20 protein-coding genes and 1 other RNA gene are annotated in these 19245 nt (G+C 64.7%); 3 read left to right on the top strand and 18 right to left on the bottom strand.

Features of this window, described 5'->3' with window-relative positions; all coding sequences use genetic code 11:
* The 6 genes from E0473_RS13570 to E0473_RS13595 form a co-directional block, all read right to left on the bottom strand.
* Complete coding sequence (locus E0473_RS13570) at window positions 1-1092, bottom strand: alpha/beta hydrolase (protein WP_137681411.1); 1092 nt, start codon at window positions 1090-1092, stop codon at window positions 1-3.
* Entirely contained in the window at window positions 1089-2351 is a 1263-nt protein-coding gene (locus tag E0473_RS13575; RefSeq protein ID WP_137681412.1) for an FAD-dependent oxidoreductase, read from the bottom strand. The genes E0473_RS13570 and E0473_RS13575 overlap by 4 nt, the downstream gene beginning before the upstream one ends.
* Window positions 2348-4429: a PQQ-dependent dehydrogenase, methanol/ethanol family gene (locus tag E0473_RS13580; protein WP_241657511.1), complete on the bottom strand. Its 2082-nt coding sequence runs from the start codon at window positions 4427-4429 to the stop codon at window positions 2348-2350. Before E0473_RS13580 ends, E0473_RS13575 begins: the two co-directional genes overlap by 4 nt.
* Window positions 4430-4505: 76 nt before the next feature.
* On the bottom strand, window positions 4506-5390 hold the full coding sequence (locus tag E0473_RS13585; protein ID WP_137681414.1) for a kinase: 885 nt from the start codon (window positions 5388-5390) through the stop codon (window positions 4506-4508).
* Window positions 5387-6340, bottom strand: a complete 954-nt coding sequence (locus E0473_RS13590; protein ID WP_137681415.1) for a 2-hydroxyacid dehydrogenase — start codon at window positions 6338-6340, stop codon at window positions 5387-5389. Before E0473_RS13590 ends, E0473_RS13585 begins: the two co-directional genes overlap by 4 nt.
* 173 nt (window positions 6341-6513) lie before the next feature.
* On the bottom strand, window positions 6514-7344 hold the full coding sequence (locus E0473_RS13595) for a beta-etherase (protein ID WP_137681416.1): 831 nt from the start codon (window positions 7342-7344) through the stop codon (window positions 6514-6516).
* 75 nt (window positions 7345-7419) lie between these two features.
* Between E0473_RS13595 and E0473_RS13600 the strand changes: the two genes are divergently transcribed.
* Window positions 7420-8322 carry an isopenicillin N synthase family dioxygenase gene (locus E0473_RS13600; RefSeq protein ID WP_137681417.1) on the top strand — a complete coding sequence of 301 codons (903 nt, stop codon included), beginning with the start codon at window positions 7420-7422 and terminating at the stop codon, window positions 8320-8322.
* A gap of 170 nt (window positions 8323-8492) precedes the next feature.
* Here the strand turns inward: E0473_RS13600 and E0473_RS13605 are convergent, their stop codons facing one another.
* The 5 genes from E0473_RS13605 to E0473_RS13625 are packed head-to-tail and all read right to left on the bottom strand — an operon-like array spanning window position 8493 to window position 12087.
* Window positions 8493-9407: a ketopantoate reductase family protein gene (locus E0473_RS13605; RefSeq protein WP_137681418.1), complete on the bottom strand. Its 915-nt coding sequence runs from the start codon at window positions 9405-9407 to the stop codon at window positions 8493-8495.
* Window positions 9404-9949: an NUDIX hydrolase gene (locus E0473_RS13610; protein ID WP_137681419.1), complete on the bottom strand. Its 546-nt coding sequence runs from the start codon at window positions 9947-9949 to the stop codon at window positions 9404-9406. Before E0473_RS13610 ends, E0473_RS13605 begins: the two co-directional genes overlap by 4 nt.
* Window positions 9950-9971: 22 nt before the next feature.
* Entirely contained in the window at window positions 9972-10646 is a 675-nt protein-coding gene (locus tag E0473_RS13615) for a TPM domain-containing protein (protein ID WP_137681420.1), read from the bottom strand.
* Between the two features lie 2 nt (window positions 10647-10648).
* Window positions 10649-11479 carry a TPM domain-containing protein gene (locus E0473_RS13620; RefSeq protein ID WP_137681421.1) on the bottom strand — a complete coding sequence of 277 codons (831 nt, stop codon included), beginning with the start codon at window positions 11477-11479 and terminating at the stop codon, window positions 10649-10651.
* Window positions 11480-11487: 8 nt separating this feature from the next.
* A complete protein-coding gene (locus tag E0473_RS13625; protein ID WP_137681422.1) occupies window positions 11488-12087 on the bottom strand; it encodes a LemA family protein in 600 nt (199 codons plus the stop codon).
* Window positions 12088-12235: 148 nt separating this feature from the next.
* Between E0473_RS13625 and mscL the strand changes: the two genes are divergently transcribed.
* Window positions 12236-12715, top strand: a complete 480-nt coding sequence (gene mscL, locus E0473_RS13630) for a large conductance mechanosensitive channel protein MscL (RefSeq protein ID WP_137681423.1) — start codon at window positions 12236-12238, stop codon at window positions 12713-12715.
* 46 nt (window positions 12716-12761) lie between these two features.
* Window positions 12762-13106: a transfer-messenger RNA gene (ssrA, locus tag E0473_RS13635) on the top strand.
* 188 nt (window positions 13107-13294) lie between these two features.
* Here ssrA and E0473_RS13640 read toward each other — a convergent pair.
* The 7 genes from E0473_RS13640 to pdxA form a co-directional block, all read right to left on the bottom strand.
* Complete coding sequence (locus tag E0473_RS13640; RefSeq protein ID WP_137681424.1) at window positions 13295-13528, bottom strand: hypothetical protein; 234 nt, start codon at window positions 13526-13528, stop codon at window positions 13295-13297.
* 9 nt (window positions 13529-13537) lie between these two features.
* Window positions 13538-13792, bottom strand: coding sequence for a hypothetical protein (locus tag E0473_RS13645; protein WP_137681425.1), 255 nt, complete (start codon window positions 13790-13792; stop codon window positions 13538-13540).
* A gap of 113 nt (window positions 13793-13905) precedes the next feature.
* Window positions 13906-15156: an N-succinylarginine dihydrolase gene (locus E0473_RS13650; RefSeq protein WP_137681426.1), complete on the bottom strand. Its 1251-nt coding sequence runs from the start codon at window positions 15154-15156 to the stop codon at window positions 13906-13908.
* Window positions 15153-16166, bottom strand: a complete 1014-nt coding sequence (locus tag E0473_RS13655; protein ID WP_137681427.1) for an arginine N-succinyltransferase — start codon at window positions 16164-16166, stop codon at window positions 15153-15155. Before E0473_RS13655 ends, E0473_RS13650 begins: the two co-directional genes overlap by 4 nt.
* Window positions 16163-17374 (bottom strand): hydrolase, encoded by a 1212-nt coding sequence (locus E0473_RS13660; protein WP_137681428.1) that lies wholly within the window; start codon window positions 17372-17374, stop codon window positions 16163-16165. The genes E0473_RS13655 and E0473_RS13660 overlap by 4 nt, the downstream gene beginning before the upstream one ends.
* Window positions 17375-17421: 47 nt before the next feature.
* Window positions 17422-18240: a 16S rRNA (adenine(1518)-N(6)/adenine(1519)-N(6))-dimethyltransferase RsmA gene (gene rsmA / locus E0473_RS13665; protein ID WP_137681429.1), complete on the bottom strand. Its 819-nt coding sequence runs from the start codon at window positions 18238-18240 to the stop codon at window positions 17422-17424.
* A complete protein-coding gene (gene pdxA / locus E0473_RS13670) occupies window positions 18237-19241 on the bottom strand; it encodes a 4-hydroxythreonine-4-phosphate dehydrogenase PdxA (RefSeq protein ID WP_137681430.1) in 1005 nt (334 codons plus the stop codon). The genes rsmA and pdxA overlap by 4 nt, the downstream gene beginning before the upstream one ends.
* Window positions 19242-19245: the final 4 nt, after the last annotated feature.

Genomic DNA, 19245 nt, shown 5'->3' on the forward strand with positions numbered 1-19245 from the left:
CTAACTATCTGTCAAGCCCTGTTCGCTGATCCAGCCGGAAAGCAGGGCGGCGATGTCGTCGCTATTGCGCTCGAGCTGCATCGCGTGGCCGTTGCCGTGGATGCCGTGATCTTCGAGCCGCAGGTGCTCGACCTGGCATCCGGCCTGCGCGAGGAAGTGGACCATCGCGTGGTTATCGCCCGCCATCCAGCTTGCCTCGGCGGTGACGACGACAATTGGCATATGCGCAAGATTGGGCAGGCGGCGCGCGGGTTCGGCCTGCACCTTGTAGGCGACGAGGCCCGGTCCCGGCGAGGGCTGGTCGGCGCTGGTCAGAGTGTCGCCCTCGGCCAGCGGTGGATCGAAGGTGAGCGGGGCATGGGTGATGCCATAGGGCAGCGCGCCGCTGATTGCTTCGAACGGCGGGCCGAGCGGCTCCACCGCTACGATGGCGCGCACCAGCTCGGGCCGCGCGTCGGCGATCAGCCAGCCGGGCGGGCCACCGGCGGAGTGGGTGAGCAGCACCGCCGGGCCGATCAGGTCGAGCAGTTCGGCCCCGGCGCGCTGAGCGTCGATCTGGCTTTGCGCATGGTCGGCGAGGGTGGGGCCGGTCCCGGCGAGAAACGACAGGAAAGCGGGGTCTTCTAGCGTGCCATCGCCCGGCCACTGGCTGTGCAGCTTGGCCTGCGGGTAGTTGTCGTCAAAATCACCGGGGCGGGTGAACAGCCGTTCGAGGAAATAGGTCGGGCCGGGCTTGCCCATTTCGCCCTGAAACTCGGGGTTGAACGGGCTGCGGCCATGTTGCGGACGGTCGACCAGGTAGACCGCCCAGCCATGGCGCACGAACCAGTGGACCCAGCCTTCGCGCCTGTCGGCGGTGCCAAGGAAGTCGGTGCCCTGGCCACCGCCGCCGTGGATCATCACGATCGGCAGTTGGTGCTTTAGATCGCGCGGAATCCAGTATTCGACATATTGCTGCCCGCGCATGGCCTTGCCTGCCAGCGGGTGGTCGATCAGCTCGCCGCCGGTCCAGAGGAAGCCGTGCGCCGCCAGTTCGAGCGGGTTATTGGCTCCAGCCGCGTGCAGGTCGGCGGGGCGATAGGAGCGGGTCAATGAATTTGACCCTGCCGGTCTCCAATATTGATTGCCACCCGATCGCTCGGATCGGCGTCTTTCCAGCGTGAGCCGGGACGCAGCACGTCGCCGATCACCTTGTAAGCGAACAGCATCAGCAGCGCGCCGCTATCGGGATTGTCCTTCAGCGCCTTCACATGCTGGAGGTCTTCCCGTCGCTTGGCCGGATCGGCCTCCTGCAACATGCGCTTGTTCTCGGTGGCGGCGGGGGTGACCACGTTCCAGAAAATGCGGCGGCGTTCGTCGGAGAAGCGGCCCAGCACCTCTTCGCTTTCCTCGCCCCGCAGCACCGCGCCGAGAATGTCGGCCAGCACCACGCCGGTCCAGACGCCGGAAGTCAGGCCAAGCCCGCCGCAGGGGTTGGTGGCATGGGCCGCATCGCCCGCCAGCAACACGCGGCCCTTGTGCAGCGTCTCGGCGGCGCGCTGATGCAGCAAGTAGGGGCTGGACGATCCGACGCGGTAGTCCTTCCTCCCTTGCATGAACCACTCGTAGCGCTGGTGAATGCGCTCCTCGTAGCTCTCCAGGGGGAGGCTGGAATCCTCCATATAGGTGCAGCGCCAGAGCCCCTCGCGATCAAGCTGCGCGATCACCGCCATGTTGACCGGGTCGCACACGAAGTTGGCCTGCTGATAACCTAGCTCGTTGAACGGGAAATAGACGTTGGTGGCGACGAACCGCTCGGGCCAGGTGTGGCCTTCGAACTCGATTCCCGCCAGCTTGCGCACCGTGCTGCGCGCGCCATCAGCTCCGATCAGCCACTTGGCGGTGAACACTTGCTCGCCTTCGGCACTTGCTGTCGTGACCGACACCGTGGCCTCATGCTCGTGCAGCGCCGTCACCTCGTGGCCGAACAGCACCTCAACGCCGAGCTTGCGGGCATGGTCCATCGCCACGCGGGCGACCTGATGCTGGCCGACATGAAGCTGGTAGTCGTAAGGAATGCCCGCGATCGGCTCGGTTACCACCACGGCGGAGTAGCCGAACTCGGGGATGTGGGTGCCGAAGGTATCGTTGGTGAAGCCGATCTCCAGCAGTTCGGGCAGCAGGCCCAGCTCTTCGAGCACGATCAGCGTGGAGGGAAAGTAGACCGCCGCGCGCGGGCTGTCGATGATGTCGGGCTCCTTCTCCAGCACGCGGACGGAGGCGCCCGCCTGCGCCAGCGTAAGCGCGGTGAGCAGCCCCACCGGGCCAGCGCCAACGATCAGGACATCGGTGGGATCAGGGCTCTCCATCATTCCTCCTCCGCTGCCGCAAGGCGTTCGGCCTCGCTCAGCACATAGGCGCGGATCGCCTCGGCTTGGTCGGCGTCGATCCACGGCGCGAAGCTGATCATGCCCTTGTCTTCCAGCACCCCGCCAATCACCACCTGCTGCCAGGCCTGGGCGTTTGTCGCGAAGGCACTCCGCATCAGGTTGGGGTTGACCGGGCCATTGTGGCAGATGCCGCAAAAGGCGAAGAACTGCTTTTGCCCCTCGGCCAGTTGCGCCGGAGTGAACTCTTCATCGCTGCGGGCATAGGGGGTGGGTTTCCATTCGGGCAGCTTGGCAATGGTGCCCGTGCCGCCGATCCTGAACACCAGCAGCGCGCCATTGGGCGGAGGGCGGCGCATCCAGTCGGTCTGCGTCGCCATGCCCATCGAGCCGCCATAGCCCGCCATCACCGCGACATATTGCACCCCGTCCACGCGGTAGGTGATCGGCCCGGCCATGATCCCGCGCTCGCCCTGCCAGCTCCACAGCTCCTCGCCCTTGTCGGCGCTGTAGGCTACGAAGCGGCCATCGGGCAGGCCCTGAAACACGAGGTTTCCGCCGGTCGCCAGCGTGCCGCCGTTCCACGGCCAGTCGCGGCGGATCTCCCACACCTTCTCCTGTTTGACCGGGTCCCAGGCGGTGAGCTTGCCGTAAGTGATCGAGGACAGGTACGCGCGGCGCGCCTCGGGCGTGGCACCGGGTACAGAGCCTTCGGGCGGGGCCATAAAGGTGACGCCGGTGTTCCAGCGCCCGATGTGCCGTTCAAAATTGGCATCGTCGGCATAGGCGTTGGGCACCTCCATCACCGGGATGTAAACAAGGCCCGTTTTCGGTGAATAGCTCATCGGGTGCCAGGCATGGGCGCCGATCCCCATGGGCGTGATGAGATAGGGGCCATCGGCAAAGCGCGCCTCGGGCACTTCGACCGGGCGGCCCGTTTCAAGGTCGATCTTTTCGGCCCAGTTCTGTTCGGCATAGGGCTCGGCGCTGATCAGCTTTCCGGTCGCCCGGTCGATCACGTAGAAAAAGCCGTTCTTCGGCGCCTGCATGGCGACCTTGCGCTGTTGCCCATCGATTTCGAGCGTCGCCAGTGTGATCTGCTGGGTGGCGGTGAAGTCCCACGTTTCGCCGGGGTTGATCTGATAGTGCCACTTGTAGGCGCCGGTATCCGGATCGAGCGCAAGGATCGAGGACAGGAACAGGTTGTCCCCCTTGCCATCGGAGCGGACGCGGTGGTTCCAAGGGCTCCCATTGCCGACGCCGATCAGCAGCTGGTTGAATTCGGCATCGTAAACGATCGAATCCCACACGGTGCCGCCGCCGCCCAGCTCCCAGTAGTCACCGAACCATGTCTCGCCTGCAAATTCCGCGAAGGCCTCGTCGGAGGCTGCGCCGTCGGGGCCATCGGCGGGGTTGCCGGGCACGGTGTAGAACCGCCAGTCCAGCGCGCCATCGTTGGCATCGTAGGCCGAGATATAGCCGCGCACGCCCATTTCCGCGCCCGAGTTGCCGATCAGCACCTTGCCGCGCACCACGCGCGGCGCGCCGGTGATGGTATAGGGCTTGGACTGGTCGACCGTGGCCACGTCCCACAGCTCTTCGCCGGTTTCGGCATCGAGCCCGATCAGCCGCCCGTCGATGGTGCCGACGAAGACCTTGCCATCCCACACCGCGACGCCGCGATTGACCACATCACAGCAGGCGTGAGCGCCCTTGGCCCCGTCGACTTCGGGGTCGTATTTCCACAGCACTTCGCCGGTGGCGGCATTCAGCGCCCAGACCTTCGACCAGGCAGTGGAGATGTACATCACCCCATCGACGACGATGGGCGTCGCTTCCTGCCCGCGATTGGTGTCCAGCTCCACCGCATAGGCGAGGCTCAGCTCGCCGATATTGCTCTCGTTGATGTCCTCCAGCGGGCTGTAGCGCTGTTCGGCATAGGTCCGGCCATAGCTCAGCCAGTTATCGGGATCGCTTTCGGCGGCGAGCAGCCGGTCCTCGTCAATCGTGCCTGCATCGGCAGCGCTGCAACCCCATAGCATCGCCGCAGCAGAAAGGGCCACCAGACCCCTGGCAATCGCCACCATACATCTCTCTCCCGATCCGGCCCGATTCTTAGCGGTGCCATAATCACAATTGTTAGGTTATCGAGCGTGCCCCTTCGAGTCCATCGGGCAAGCGCAGCGGGCGCTGATCGGGCCCGATTTCGAACACGACATCGGCCCGTGCAGGCATTTCGGTAAGCTGGTGCCGGGTCAGCCGCTCGTAATGATCGAGGAAGCGGGTGAGGGCGGCATCGTCCATCAGCGCCGGCGCGCCGGGATTGGCTTCGGCCAGCTTTTTCTCCTGCAACCGGCGGTTGGCGGCGACGGCTTCGAAGCCTTGCACCTTGAGCATCACCAGCAGATCGATTTGCGCGAAAAGATCGGCATAGTCGCCCGCGAGCGCGTTGTTGACTAGGCCGCGCCACGTGCCGCCGTGATCCTCCTCGGCTTCGAGCCGGTTGATCGGTTCGGCAAGTGCGGCGTGATCCTGCGGCACCGCCCCCACGCACCAGCCTTCAAGCAGCAGCACATCGACCGGGCCTGTGATTGTTTCGCCCTCGGCCATGCGATCATCGACCGACTTGTCGAACCGGGGCAGGGTGACACTGCGGCCCGCCCGCATGTCCTCGATCAGAGCAAGCGCCATGCTTACGTCATGCGTGCCGGGCACCCCGCGCGTGGCGAACAGCGGGTGGAGCTTGGCTGCCATTTCCGCCCGTTCGGCGCGGGTGCGGTAAAGATCGTCGAGCGAGAGTGTGACCACGCGCAGACCCTGAGGTTCGAGCAGCACTTCGAGAAAGCGGCACAGCGTCGACTTGCCCGAGCCTTGGGCGCCGTTCACACCGACGATCAGCGGCTTGCGGCGGGTCGCCTCACGCGCAATTCGCTGGGCGAGCGGCTGCCAGAATTGCTCGACGACCTCGCGATAATCTTCAGGCAGGCGCTCGGCTGCGATCAGCTCGGCGACGGGGTCGCTCATGCGACCGGATCGGGCAACGGCTGGCCTGCGGCAAAGGCCTCCACATTGGCGAGCGCGCGCATTCCCATCGCCTCGCGCGTCTCGGCATTGGCGCTGCCGAGGTGCGGCAGAAGCACCACGTTCTCCAATCCGAGCAGGCAGTCAGGCACCTGCGGCTCAGCCGGGTAAACATCGAGCCCAGCGCCCGCGAGTTGCCCACTGCGCAAGGCCTCGGCCAGAGCCTCGTGATCGAGCACGCCGCCGCGCGCGGTGTTGATGAGGTAGGTGCCCGGCTTCATTGCCTTGAGCGCTGCTGCGTCGATCAGGTTCGCCGTTTCCGGCCCGCCCGGAATGTGCAGCGAGACGACATCGGACACCGCCAGCAGCTGTTCGAGGTCGGGATAGAACGTCCCGTCGACCTCGATCGCCTGCGGCATTTCGCGGCGGGCATAGTAGGCCACGTTCATCCCGAACCCGTGATGCGCGCGGGCGGCGGTCGCCTGTCCGATCCGCCCGAAGCCGACGCAGCCGAGCACCTTGTCCTTCAAAGCCGAGCCTACGAGGTGGGTGGGGCGCCAACCGGTCCACTGTCCGGCGCGCAGTTCGCGCTCGCCTTCGCCCGCGCGGCGCGTGGCCATCAGCATCAGCGTGAGTGCGATATCGGCGGTGGCGTCGGTCAGCACACCGGGCGTGTTGCTCACGGCAATGCCTTTCGCCTCGGCAGCGGCAATATCGATATGGTCGAACCCGACGCCGTAGTTGGCGATCAGCCGCACCCGGTCGCCGCCCGCGATCACCTCTGCGTCGATAGTGTCCGATACGGTGGGGCAAAGCACGTCGAACTTGCCCATCGCCCCAGCAAGATCGTTTTGCGACAATGGCTTGTCATCGCTATTGAATGTAACATCGAACTTGTCGGCGAGGGCATCTTCGACCGCCTTGGGCCAGCGGCGCGTGACGAGAATACGCAATGGGTCAGTCCTTGTTTCGACCTGTGGCAGGGGTGGCAGTCGCCCTTGCGACGAAAACGCGCTGACCCTCCCGAACAATATTTAGAATGCTATGGGTTTGCCGGCCAAAAGAAAAGGCGCTTGTCGGGAAATCCCCACAAGCGCCATTGGTCGCTGCGAGTGCTACGCGCAGGTCAGCTCTTGTTGAGCAGGCTGGTTTCGGCCTTGGTCGATTGCGGCCCGGTGTTGCGCTTGAAGATGCCCCCAAGGCCGGCGGAGCGGTTGAACGGATCGACATCGCCCTCGCGCTGCTTCAGCCCGTAGAGGTCGAACAGGCCTGGGTGCTGGCCGAGCCCGCCGAACAGGTCGCGCACGCGCTCGATCCAGCCGCGCAGCGGATCATCGGCCGCCAAGGGCGGGGTCTGCGCCAGCGAGGCGAGCCAGAGGAAGCCGCCGATAAGGCGATAATCGGCATAGTTGGGCGAATCGCCGCCAAGAAACGGGTGTTCGCGCAGGCCCAGCCGCAGCGGTTCGAGGCTGGCCGAGATCGCCGCCAGCCGATCCTCGCGACCTTTTTGAAGATCCTCCAGATTCCCGCCCAGCATTACCTCGCGCGAGCTGGTGATATAGTCCTTGTCGTGCTCGTAGCAGACGTCGCGGTAGTCGGCGCAATAGCTGCGCATCCACGGGCCGACCGCAGTGCTCCAGAACCAGGCGTCGAGCGTCTTGGTCATCACTGCCACGCTTTCGTGCGGGATCAGCATCGGTCGCTCCGGATAGGTCTCGTCGAGATATTCGACGATGCCCCAGCTATCGAGCACCCATCTGCCGTTGTCGACGATGGCAGGCAGCCGCTCGGTCTTGCCGCCGGTGCGCTCGGCGATGCCGGTGAAGCCGCCTTCCACCACATCGAGGTCGAATCCCTTGTGGCGCACCGCGAACTTGGTCGCCCAGACGAAGGGGCTGATCGTCGCGCCGGTTGAGACCTGAAGGTCGTATAAGGTAATTGCCTTCCTATCAGCCATGGGATCCTCTCGTTGATTATGTCCGAAAAGGGTAATGCTTGCGCGCAGAAAAGGAAAGTGAGACTTGGCAGAGCGATGACACAGATCGCCACGCTTTCCATGCGCCAGCCGCTTGACAGCCTTGCCGCCGGGCTGGGTCGCTCCTTCGCTGAAACGGGCTTTGCCATCGTGCGCGACCATGGGATTTCGCCCGAGGCCATCGCCCGCGCCGATGCGGCGATGCGCGCCTTTTTCGCGCTGCCGGAACCGGCCAAGCAGGCTTACCGGATCGCCGGGCAGGGCGGGGCGCGCGGCTATACCCCGTTCGGGGCCGAGCACGCCAAGGACGCCGCAGTCCACGATCTCAAGGAGTTCTGGCATGTGGGCCGCGAATTGCCCGAAGGCGATCCGCTGGCGCGCTATATGCCCGAGAACGTGTGGCCCGTAGAGGTGCCCGATTTCCGCCCAGCAAGCCTCGCGCTGTTTGCCGAGTTCGAGAAGGCGGGCGGGCATTTGCTGGAAGCGATTGCCGTGGCGCTGGGGCAGGAGCCGGAGTTCTTTGCCGCGTCGGTAGATCAGGGCAATTCGGTGCTGCGCTATCTGCACTATCCGCCCGTGGCGGCGGCGCGAGAGGGGGCCGTGCGCGCGGCGGCGCATGAGGATATCAACACCATTACACTGCTGCTCGGGGCCGAGGAGGCGGGGCTGGAACTGCTCACCCGCGATGGCAAATGGCTGGCCGTCAGCCCGCCCGAGGGGGCGCTGGTGGTGAACGTGGGCGACATGTTGCAACGTCTGACGGCAGGCCGCTTGCGCTCGACCACGCACCGGGTGGTGAACCCGGTCGGCGAGGCCGCGGGTCGGTCGCGTTATTCAATGCCCTTCTTCCTGCATTTCCGGCCCGACTATGTGATTACGCCATTGGGTGAGGGCGGCGAGGAGCCGATTACGGCCGATGCCTACCTCCAGCAGCGGCTACGCGAGATCGGGTTGGTTTGAGCGGACCGGGACACCCCCTCGCTCATCCTGAGCTTGTCGAAGGACACGCGCCAACACCTTCCCCACGATGGGGCTGCCTTTGTGCCGATCCTTCGACAAGCTCAGGATGAGCGGGTCAGGTGCGTAGTCCGAGCAGGAGCAGGGCGCTTAGTCACAGCGGCACGGGCGCTTTAACCCAGCTTAGCCTCTTCCAGCTTCACCAGCCGCCACAAGGTCTTCAGCACTGGCGCTGAAAGGCCATGCGCCTCCGCTGCTTCGACAATCGCGCCAACAATCGCGTCGACCTCGGTGCGCCTGCCCGCCTTCACATCCTGCAACATTGAGGCTTCGTGATCGGCGTGGTCTTTCATGCTCACTTCGGTCAGGTCGAGGATCGGCTGGGCATCGATCGTCACCCCGCTAGCGCGCGCGGCGGCGACGCCTTCGGCCACCGCCTCGCCAATCAGCGCGCGGCTTTCGGCATTGGCACCGAGAAAGCCTGGCGTGCGCAGCGTGAGCGCACACATCGGGTTCATCGTCGCGTTGAAAATCGCCTTGCCCCAGATCGCGGCGTGGATTTCCGGATCGAGCTGCGCGGGCAGGCCGCCAGCGGTCATGGCGTCGACCACTTCGGCGGCAAAGGCGGGATCGCCGCCAAAGGCCGGGTAAAGCCGCGAGTAACCTTCGCCGTGGCTGCGCACCCTGCCGGGGCCGACGAGGTCGCTCGGCAGCATCGACGCGCCGACCATCACCCGATCATCGCTGACAAAGCCCGCCAGTCGTTTATCGTTGCCGAGGCCATTTTGCAGGCTGAGCAGATGGGTGTGCGCGCCGATGGCGGCGGTGATGCCTTCAAGAGCGCCTTGCGTGTGGAAAGTCTTGGTGAAGACCAGCACCAGATCGACCGGCTCGCTCACATCGCCGGGCAGGGCAGCGCGGATCGGCAGGTGCTCCACCCCGTTGCGGTCGAGTTCGAGGCCATTAGCATTGATCGCGTCTACATGCTCCTGATTGACGTCGCACAGGATCACCTCGTGACCGGCGCGGTGAAAGGCTGCGCCATAGAGGCAGCCCATCGCGCCCGATCCCAGAACCAGAACCTTCATACCTTTATCCCTCCCATTCCTGCGCCTAGCAGCAGCAGCATTTTGACATCGACCGCCACCCCGCGTGCCCGCGCATCGGCGATAAATTGCTCAAGATTAGCCCGGTTGACCCGGTGGACGACGATCTCCTCATCCTCGACACCGCCGCCTTCGCCGACCTTGGTCAGCTCGCTGGCGCGTAGCAGGGTGAAGCTCTCGCTGACCATGCCGGGGCTGGAGAAATAGACGCCGAGGTTTTCCCACCGCGCGGCGGAATAGCCGGTTTCCTCGATCAACTCGCGCCTGGCGGCTTCGAGCGGGTCTTCGTTCTCCGCGCCGTCTTCATCCCCGATCAACCCGGCGGGCAATTCGAGGCAGTTGCACCCCAGCGGCACCCGATATTGCTCGACGAGGATCACGTGATCGCCATCGAGCGGCAGGATCACGGCGGCGCGAATGCCGCGTGCGCGCCCGACATATTCCCACTTGCCACGGCGCTTGGCGGTAATGAACCGGCCCGCCCACATCACCTCTTCGGGTGCATCCGCATCGTCTGGTGTCATGGCTGTGCGGACTATCGGAGAGCTACAGCTCGATCAAGCGATCGGGCAGTTCGTTCACATCGTCCTCGGCGCGGGGGAAGTGCGGGGAGAGCACCTTGCCGACATCGCGCACGCCCGCGGCGATGCCATCGGCAATACAGCCCTTGCGCACCTCGGCCAGCATATCGGCCATGGCCTCGCCCCAGACTTCGGCGGGCACGAGTTCGGCAATCGCGCTGTCGGCCACGATTTCGGCGCGGTGTTCGTGCATCGAGAGATAGAGCATCACGCCGGTGCGCCCATGGGTGCGGCTTTCCGCGCCGACCTTGAAGTGGCGCACCGCCGCATCGCGCACGCGGGCGCGCTTCAGCGGCCCCGGCACGAGCCGGAACTTCAGCGCGCCTATCTGCAACACCGCCCAGGTGGCGGCGAAGGCAGCGATCCCCACACCGAGCATCAGCGTGGTGAATTCGCCGGTGGTCCAGTCATGCCCCCAGCCGCCAAGGATGCTGTCCCACAGGTCGGTAAAGACGGTTGGGAAAGCGGCCATCACGCTCATCACGGTGAAGGCGATGGCGGCGCAATATGCCAGCACGACATCGGAATAGCTGTCCGACGCTTGGGTGAGCACGGGCACGATCTCGCCCGAGGTGGTGAGTTCGGCCTCAGCCACGGCATCGGACACGATCTTGTGCTGAGCTGGATCGAGTATCGCCATCGTTACCACCCCCCGGAGGCGCCGCCGCCTCCGAATGATCCGCCACCGCCGCCAAAGCCACCGCCGCCGAAGCCGCCGCCACCACCGAAGCCGCCACCGCCGCCCCAGTCGCTGCCACCCATCGCGCCGCGCGTAATCGCCTTGCCGGCTTCCCACAGAACGATGTCGCCCACCACGCCGCCGACACCGCTACCGCGATAGCGCCGCTTGCGGCCGCGACCCAGGAAGGCGGGCAGCACGACGAAGAACAGCAGGAACCCGAGCCAGATCAGCCCGCCCGCCGGAATGCCGCCCTCGCTCTCGCGCTGCTGGCTTGCTTCTTGCGCCACGCGCGCGGCCTCTTCGGGCGGCAGTTGGAGCTGCTCGATGATCCGCGCCGCGCCGAGCGTGATCCCCGCTGCATAGTCGCCATCGCGGAAATAGGGCTTCATTTCCTCGACGTAGTCATAGGCGAGGCCATCGGGGATGATCCCCTCCAGCCCATAGCCGACCTCGATCCGCACCTTGCGCTCGTTCGGGGCGACGAGCAGGATGATGCCATCGTTGCGCTCGGCATCGCCCAGCGCCCATTCGCGGCCAAGCTGGTAGCCATAGTCGGCAATATCGTAGCCATCGAGACTCTCGACCGTCGCGATCACGAACTGGCGCTGGTTCTCCTGCTCGAACTGGTCGAGCGCGGCGGTCAGCTCTGCCTCGGTGCCGGGGTCGATAATGTTCGCCTGATCGACCACGGGCGCGGTGCCGCGTTCGGGAAAGGCGGGCTGGGCCGCAGCGGGCGCTGCCCACAGCATTATTGCCGCGAGCAGCCCCGCAATCAGACGATAGAGCGCCATGGGAGCGATCAGTTCACGCCCATGTCGAGCGTTGGCGCAACCTCGGCGCCTTCGGTGGTCGCCTCGTAGGACACCATCGGCTCGGCACCGTGGATGATGTTCGCGCCGATTGTATCGGGGAAGGTGCGGATCGTGGTGTTATACTGGCGCACCGCCTCGTTGTAGTCGCGGATGGCGACACGGATGCGGTTCTCCTGTCCTTCGAACTGGGTCATGAAGCGGCCGAAGTTGTCCTGGCTGCGCAGTTCGGGATAGGCCTCGACCGAAACCAGCAAGCGCGAAATCGCGCCGCCCAGCTCGTTCTGCGCGGCCTGATACTGCTGCATCTTGGCCGGATCGCTGAGGTCGTCACCATCGACCTGCACCTCGGGCCGGGTGGCCGAAGCGCGCGCGGAAACCACCGCGTCGAGCGTGGCGCGTTCCTGCTCTGCGGAGGACAGAACGATCTCCTGCAAATTGGGGATCAGGTTCGCGCGCTCCTGAAAGGCAGCCTCCACATCGGCCCATTTGGCCTTGGCGGTTTCCTCAGCCGCGGGGACCGAATTGATGCCGCACGAGGCCAGCACCAGCGTGCAGGCAACCACGAGGGCCTTGGGGACAAATTTCATCAGACGGTTCCTCCAACAGGTGTGTTGCTCATGTAGCACGGCCATGCACGGTTACAAGCATTGCGGCCACCTATGTGGCGGCGGGATCGAAGTTGCCGCATCTGAGTCAATGCGCAAGATAAGGGCGAAGACAGCAGGGGAACGCACCATGTTCACAGAGTTCAAGAAGTTCATCGCACGCGGCAATGTGCTCGATCTTGCCGTCGGTGTGATTATCGGCGCGGCCTTTGGCAAGATCGTGACATCGCTCAACGAAAGCATCATCATGCCGATAATCGGCTGGATTTTCGGCGATGTGGACTTCTCGAACTGGTTCATCCTGCTTGGCGATATTCCGGCAGACTACACCGGCAGCACGCAGAACTATGCCGAATTGAAGGCGGCGGGCGTGCCCATGCTCGGCTATGGCGATTTCCTCACCCAGACCGTGGACTTCCTGATTATCGCCATTGCCCTGTTCCTGCTCCTGCGCACGGTGAACCGGGTGCTCGACGAGATGCAGTCGAAGGCCGTGGAAGCCGAAAATACCGAGGCCAGCGCCGAGCTGCCGACCGATCCGCAACTCGATGTGCTCAAGCAGATCCTGGCCGAGATGCGCAGCCGCCCCGAGGCGGCGCTGAAGGACTAGGCGTTCGAACTCCCCTCCCAATCACGCGCGCGGAGTTTGTTCTCGGTCACTTCACATTCATTGCACAAGGCCTATATAGGGCCTGCCGGTTTCGACCGGATATGGCGATAAATGGCCTTGTGTAATAGATGCAGCGGACCCGGGGGCAGTACCCGGCGGCTCCACCAAGATCGGCGCTTTTGCGCCAGTGTTGACGGGGCCGAACCAGGATCGACGTGTATTCAAAGACAAGGTTTTTGCCCGGGCTGAGTAACCCGTAAAACTGTTCAAAACCTATAAGTGCCAACGATAACGAAGCACTCGCCATCGCTGCGTAATTGATGGGCTAACGCCCTGATATTATTAAGCTATACAGCGCGGTTGGACCCACCGGGCAACAGAAGCGGATTCCGGGGCTCCGGGGGTAGCTAGCAACAGAAACCCCCACCTTCCAATTCACCACAGCCGCGCCTCATGCCGGCCTGCGAATGCACGTTCGCTGCGCTTCCGGTGCTCACGACCTAGAAGGTCGCTGCGCGCCGGTTCTCGCGCCCGCACATTCTCGCCTCGGCCTGAGCCACGCCTGAGGCGGATTGAGCGTTAGCTGTGGTTACGCACGAACTTCATGAACATGCCGAAGCCAACGAGCACCAGCGCGCCTGTAAACCAGACGGGTACCTCGCTATCGAGCACTTCGCCGAAGAAAACCCCCAATCCGACTAGCACACCGCTCAGCAGGATGAACCCGAGCAGGCAACCGAAGCCTTCTAAGGTTGTTGGGGTATAGTTTAGCGCCATTGTCCGTTCGAACAATTTGTGCGGCTTGCGGGGCATAGTTGTCGCCTAATCCGCAGGCAGGATCGACGTCTTCTTCGCCGGCAGCTGCCCGCGCTCATATTTCAGGCAATCGAGAATCTTCGCGCCCGCCATGAACACGGCACCGGTGCAGGCAAGGAACAGCAGCTTGCCGCCCCAACCGGGATACTGCTCAAGATAGACGGCGCCGCGTTCTGTCGCGCCCAGTCCGAGGGCATAGATGATCATAAAGGCTTCAAGCCGGGTCTTGATGACGAACAGACGAGAAATCTTGCGAAACATCAAAGTGCCCTTCCTTAACCCCCAACTAAGCAACCACCGTGCCAGGCACGCAATTGCTGGCAGACGATGGTTAACGAAAGCGCCCGTGTAAGGCAATCCGACAGTCGAGAGGGTCAGGCAAGCTCGGACAGGTCGAGCGCGGTCAGCAGTGCAGCGCGGGCCGAGCGCACATCTTCGGCCAGTGCGGAGTTGCCGATATCGGCGGGGTCGATCTCTTCGGGCCAGTTGGCGGCGATGATGTCGGCCATCAGGTCGGCCTTGGCGTCTGTGAGCAGAAAGCGCGGGTCGATGGTTGCCGGATCGGCCACCACGCGCAGCCGCAAGCAGGCCGGGCCGCCGCCGTTGGCCATCGATTCGCGCACATCGACCACCTTAACCTCGCGGATTGGGCCATTGCTGGCGAGCATGTCATCCAGCCAAGCCGAGACCGCCGCGTTCTCGCGGCACTCGCCGGGCACCACCAAGGTCATTGCTCCATCTGGCATCGACAAGAGCTGCGCGTTGAACAGGTACGAGGAAATCGCATCGGCAAGGCTCACCCGCTCGGCTGGCACTTCGACCACTTCCAGCGCCGGGAACGCTGCGCGGATCGCGTCATAGGCCCCCTCGCGGTCGGCAAAGGCCTGCTCGTGCGCGAACAGCACCTGCGCGTTGGCGACCGCGACCACGTCATTGTGAAAGGCTCCGGCGGCGATGGCTTCGCCGCTTTGCTCGATAAACAGCGCGCGCGCCGGGTCGAGCCCGTGGCTGCGTGCCACCACACGGCTGGCCTGCTCGTGCTGGCGGGCAGGAAAGCGGCCGCCGGTGCGGCCGTAGACGAACACCTCGACGCCTTCGCTACCGTGTCCCTCGCAAAAGCGCATGTGGTTGGCCGCACCTTCGTCGCCGAAGCAGGGCGGGACCGGGCCATGCACGGCAAAGTGGGCGCTGTCGGCAAAGGCAAGGCGTAGCTGAGCCAGCGTGTCGGGCCATTCCTGACTGCGATGCGGCATGGTGACGAGGTTGGCGACGGTCAGGTGGCAGCGCCCGTCGGCGGAATCGGGCGCTGGGGAAACGGTGGCGGCATTGGCCGTCCACATCGAACTGGCAGACCATGCGCTGGCAACGAGCGCGGGGTTCATCGTGACATCGGCAGCAAGCGCTTCGAGCCAGGTCGCGTTGGGGCGGGGGAGCGGCAGGAAGAACCCTTGCGCGAGCCCCGCCGCCATATTCCCGCGCATTTTGGCGAGCCCCTGCAAGGCCGCCTTGCGCGGTTGCGAGACTTTCCCTGCGTTCTTCGTCGCGGCAAGATTGCCGAGGCTGAGCCCGGCATAGTTGTGCGATGGGCCGACGATGCCGTCGAAGTTGATTTCGAGGAGGCTCATCGCCCGATGCTCCACACCATTTCGCCCTCGCTGACCCCCAGCAGGTCCGCTGCGCGGGCATCGATGGCAATGCCGTCCGCCGTCTCAGCACGAGCGCCATAGCAGCAGCGGAAGTCGGCCAGTTTGCCGGTTGCCAGCAGCGCCTTTTCCCCCTTGTCGAGTTCGCACGATACCACGGGCGCGCTCTTTGCATCGCGGATGGAGGCGACATTGTCGGTCCGCGAGGTCATGGTCGGGCCGCCGTCGAAGATGTCGACATAGCCCTCATAGGAAAAGCCCTCGCTTTCGAGCATCCGCATGGCGGCGCGGCCCGAGGGGTGGGGCAGGCCGATCACCTGCCGCGCCGGTTCGCTCAGCATGGCGAGGTAGACCGGGTGCTTGGGCATGAGATCGGCGATGAACTGGTTGCCGTGGACGGCGTTGAACTCGTCTGCCTCCTGAAAGCCCATGTGGAAGAACTTGCCGCCAATCGCATCCCAGAATGGCGAGCCGCCGCGCTCGTCGATGATGCCGCGCAGTTCGGCCAGCAACTTATCGCCAAAGCGCGCGCGGTGGGCCGCGATGAACAGGTAACGGCTGCGCGCGAGCAACATGCCGCGCCCGCCCGCGCGCTCGCTCGGGTGGAGGAACAGCCCGCCGACCTCGCTCGCGCCGCCCAAATCGTTGACAAGGCTGAGCAATTCGGCGGTGACGGTGCGCTCCAGCTCCTTCGAGTGCTGGGTGACGGTGGTGATGCGGTAGGAATAGAACGGCCACTTCTGCCCGATGGCGGAGAAGATCTGGCCGGTGCCGCGCACCTCGCCCGTTTCCACGTTTTCGAGCATCAGCACGAACAGGTCGTCGCCCAGATTGTCGTCATCCCGCTCGCAAGCCGCTGCCGAACGTTCGAGCTTGGCGGTGAGCGAGGCGCGATCGGGCGGTAGGTTGGTGAAGCCGCCGCCGGTCAATTTGGCCATTTCGTAAAGTGGCTGGAGATCGCTGAGGCGAGCAGTGCGGATCACGAAACTCATAGCGGTGCTCCAGAGGCGAGACGATGCAAAACAAGCGCGCTCAGCCGGGCGCGTTCGGTGAGCGAGGAGACGATCATGAATTCCTCGATTGAATGTATTCTACCCCCGCGAACGCCCATCGTATCGACCACTGGCACTCCGCAAGCGGCGATATTGTTGCCATCGCAGACGCCGCCGCTGGGCTGCCAGCCAATGGTCTGGCCGAGATCGGCACCGGCCTGTTTTACAAGGTCGAACAGTTTTGCGGCCCGCGCGTCGACTGGCTTGGGCGGGCGCGAAATGCCGCCGGTGAGTGAGACCTCGACGTCATGATCCTTGGCAATAGTGTCGACTAAGTCATTTACCTGATGCGTAAAATTGTCCGCCGCGCTCGTGGTCTTCGGGCGGATATTGAAGCGCAGCACGGCATGATCGGGCACCACGTTATTGGCCGATCCACCGTCAATCTTCGCCGGATTTATCGGCAGGTCGTCATGCTGCATTCGCTTGAGCGCGAGCGCAAAATCGGCAGCGGCGACCAGCGCATTTCGTCCGTCCTCGGGGTTACGCCCGGCGTGGGCAGATCGGCCTTTGAAAACAACAGCATAATTGCCAGAACCGCCCCGCGCATGGGCGAGCGTGCCATCGGGGAGGGCGCTCGGTTCGTAAGTGAGCGCGGCGGCTTTTCCGGCGGCGAGTTCGGCGATCAGCGCGGCGGAAGAGAGCGAACCGGTTTCCTCGTCGGAATTGATCATCACGTCGTAACCGACCGACTGCGCTATATCGCTGGTCTCGAAGGCGGTAAGTGCTTCGAGAATAACGGCAATTCCGGCCTTCATGTCCGCCGTGCCGGGGCCGTTGAGGGTGTCGTCGTCGAGCCAGGTCAGCTCCTGGAAAGGATGTTCGGCGGGATAGACGGTGTCCATGTGGCCGGTGAGGATGAAGCGCCGCTCCGCCTCGGGGCGCACGCTGACCACGAGGTGGCGGCCATGCTCCAGCTCCACCTCGCGGCCCTCGGCGTCGATAGCCGAAACGGGGGCCGGATCGCGCAGCGTCACCTCGCCGGGAAGAGCGGAGAATGCGCCAGAGAGTTTCTCCGCCATCGCGGCGAGACCGGCCATGTTGGTGGTGCCCGAATTGATCCGCGCCCAGTCTTCGGTCCGCTCCAGCATGCGCCTCTGGTCGATGGCGTCGAACAGGGCGGCTTCGCTGGGAGAGGGCTGTTTCATCGGTAACGATCTGGCCTCTCAACGCGGCCAAGTCAAATGCACCGGAGTCAGGATAGCGCACGTGCCACAGCGACAAATTCGCCGATGGCCAGCGTTTCGGCGCGGCGCTGCGAATCGATACCGCAAGCCTCCAGCGCGTCCAAACCACCGGGCACACCCTTGATGCTTTGACGCAGCATCTTGCGGCGCTGGCCGAAGGCGGCTTCGGTCAGCCGCTCGAGCACGCGCGCTTTTACGCCTTCGGGCGCTTCGGCAGGCGTGACATGGATAATCGCGCTCATCACCTTGGGCGGCGGGGTGAAAGCGCTGCGATGGACCTTCATCGCCAGCTTCGCGGTGCTGCGCCACTGCGCCAGCACGGCGAGGCGGCCATAGGTGCCAGAGCCCGGCGCGGCGACGATCCGTTGCGCGACCTCCTGCTGGAACATCAGCGTGAGCGACTGCCACGCGGGCGGCCATGTCTCGCCGCCGAGCCAACGGGTGAACAGCAAGGTGCCGATATTGTAGGGCAGATTGGCCACCACGTGGAACGGTTCACCCAGCAGCGCGGCGTGATCTTCTGCCAGAGCATCGCCCTCAATCACGCGCAGCTGGCCGGGAAAGGCGGCGGCAAGCTCGGCCAGCGCGGGAATGCAGCGCGGGTCGCGTTCGATGGCGGTGACGCGGGCACCGGCGCGCAGCAGCGCACGGGTGAGGCCGCCGGGGCCGGGGCCGATTTCCAGCACCGCCTTGCCCGAAAGATCGCCCGGAATGGCGGCGATGCGGCTGAGCAATTGTTCGTCGAACAGGAAGTTCTGCCCCAGCGCTTTCGACGCGCTCAGCCCGTGCGCCGCGATCACTTCGCGTAAGGGGGGCAGCTCGCTCATGCGGCGGCGCTGCGGCGGGCGGCAATCTGACCAGCCATGCGGATCGCTGCGATCATCGCCTGTGGACGCGCCACGCCCTTGCCCGCAATATCGAAGGCGGTGCCGTGATCGGGCGAGGTGCGCACGATCGGCAGGCCGAGCGTGACGTTGACCCCCTCGTCGAAGTCGAGCGTCTTCAACGGTACCAACGCCTGATCGTGGTACATCGCCAGCGCGGCGTCGTAGCCATCACGCTTGTGCGGGGCGAACAACGTATCGGCGGGGTGCGGGCCAGTGGCGTCGATGCCCTCGGCGCGCAGAGCGGCAATGGCGGGCATGATCGTCTCGATTTCCTCGCGGCCCATGCGCCCGTTTTCGCCCGCATGGGGATTCAGCCCCGCCACGGCGATATGCGGACGAGCAATGCCATAGTCCTCGCGCAGTGCCCGCGAGAGAATGCGGCACCGGTGAACGATCAGCTCCTGCGTGATAAGGCGCGGCACCTCGGCCAGCGCGCAATGGACGGTGAGCGGCACGGTGCGCAGGCTTGGCCCGGCTAGCATCATCACGGCATCTTCATCCGCGCGGCCGCAGTGCCGGGCGATCAGCTCGGTCTGTCCGACGAAGCTGGGTTCGATGCGCGCAATCTGCGCCTTGGACACGGGCGCGGTTACGACCCCGCCGGCCTCGCCAGCCTTGCAAAGCGCAACCGCGCGTTCGAGCGAGGCGAAGGCGAGCTTCGCGCCGTCTGCGCTGGGAGCGCCCGGCTTGTAGGCACCGTCGGCCACACCCAGCACCGGCAAGCCATCGGTAAAGGCGCTTGCGGCCTCGGCGATGCTGTCGATTTCGACCAGCGGCACGTCGATCTTCGCGCGGGAAGCAGCGGCGCGCATTAGCTCAAGCCCGCCGATGGCGGCGAAGGCGGACAAATCACGTTCGGTCCGCAAACGCCATGCCGCAAGGATCAGCTCGGGGCCGACGCCCGCCGGATCGCCGATCGAGACCGCGAGCGGCTTGTCCATCGGT

Source organism: Aurantiacibacter suaedae, assembly GCF_005434915.1.
In the GTDB taxonomy this organism is placed as follows: Bacteria; Pseudomonadota; Alphaproteobacteria; order Sphingomonadales; family Sphingomonadaceae; genus Alteraurantiacibacter; species Alteraurantiacibacter suaedae.

Bases quoted from the DNA above. Each gene is read 5' to 3' on its own strand.
- E0473_RS13575 (WP_137681412.1), bottom strand. From the start codon at position 2,351: ATGATGGAGAGCCCTGATCCCACCGATGTCCTGATCGTTGGCGCTGGC.
- E0473_RS13585 (WP_137681414.1), bottom strand. From the start codon at position 5,390: ATGAGCGACCCCGTCGCCGAGCTGATCGCAGCCGAGCGCCTGCCTGAA.
- E0473_RS13595 (WP_137681416.1), bottom strand. From the start codon at position 7,344: ATGGCTGATAGGAAGGCAATTACCTTATACGACCTTCAGGTCTCAACC.
- E0473_RS13600 (WP_137681417.1), top strand. From the start codon at position 7,420: ATGACACAGATCGCCACGCTTTCCATGCGCCAGCCGCTTGACAGCCTT.
- E0473_RS13605 (WP_137681418.1), bottom strand. From the start codon at position 9,407: ATGAAGGTTCTGGTTCTGGGATCGGGCGCGATGGGCTGCCTCTATGGC.
- E0473_RS13610 (WP_137681419.1), bottom strand. From the start codon at position 9,949: ATGACACCAGACGATGCGGATGCACCCGAAGAGGTGATGTGGGCGGGC.
- E0473_RS13615 (WP_137681420.1), bottom strand. From the start codon at position 10,646: ATGGCGATACTCGATCCAGCTCAGCACAAGATCGTGTCCGATGCCGTG.
- E0473_RS13620 (WP_137681421.1), bottom strand. From the start codon at position 11,479: ATGGCGCTCTATCGTCTGATTGCGGGGCTGCTCGCGGCAATAATGCTG.
- E0473_RS13625 (WP_137681422.1), bottom strand. From the start codon at position 12,087: ATGAAATTTGTCCCCAAGGCCCTCGTGGTTGCCTGCACGCTGGTGCTG.
- mscL (WP_137681423.1), top strand. From the start codon at position 12,236: ATGTTCACAGAGTTCAAGAAGTTCATCGCACGCGGCAATGTGCTCGAT.
- E0473_RS13640 (WP_137681424.1), bottom strand. From the start codon at position 13,528: ATGCCCCGCAAGCCGCACAAATTGTTCGAACGGACAATGGCGCTAAAC.
- E0473_RS13645 (WP_137681425.1), bottom strand. From the start codon at position 13,792: ATGTTTCGCAAGATTTCTCGTCTGTTCGTCATCAAGACCCGGCTTGAA.
- E0473_RS13650 (WP_137681426.1), bottom strand. From the start codon at position 15,156: ATGAGCCTCCTCGAAATCAACTTCGACGGCATCGTCGGCCCATCGCAC.
- E0473_RS13655 (WP_137681427.1), bottom strand. From the start codon at position 16,166: ATGAGTTTCGTGATCCGCACTGCTCGCCTCAGCGATCTCCAGCCACTT.
- E0473_RS13660 (WP_137681428.1), bottom strand. From the start codon at position 17,374: ATGAAACAGCCCTCTCCCAGCGAAGCCGCCCTGTTCGACGCCATCGAC.
- rsmA (WP_137681429.1), bottom strand. From the start codon at position 18,240: ATGAGCGAGCTGCCCCCCTTACGCGAAGTGATCGCGGCGCACGGGCTG.
- pdxA (WP_137681430.1), bottom strand. From the start codon at position 19,241: ATGGACAAGCCGCTCGCGGTCTCGATCGGCGATCCGGCGGGCGTCGGC.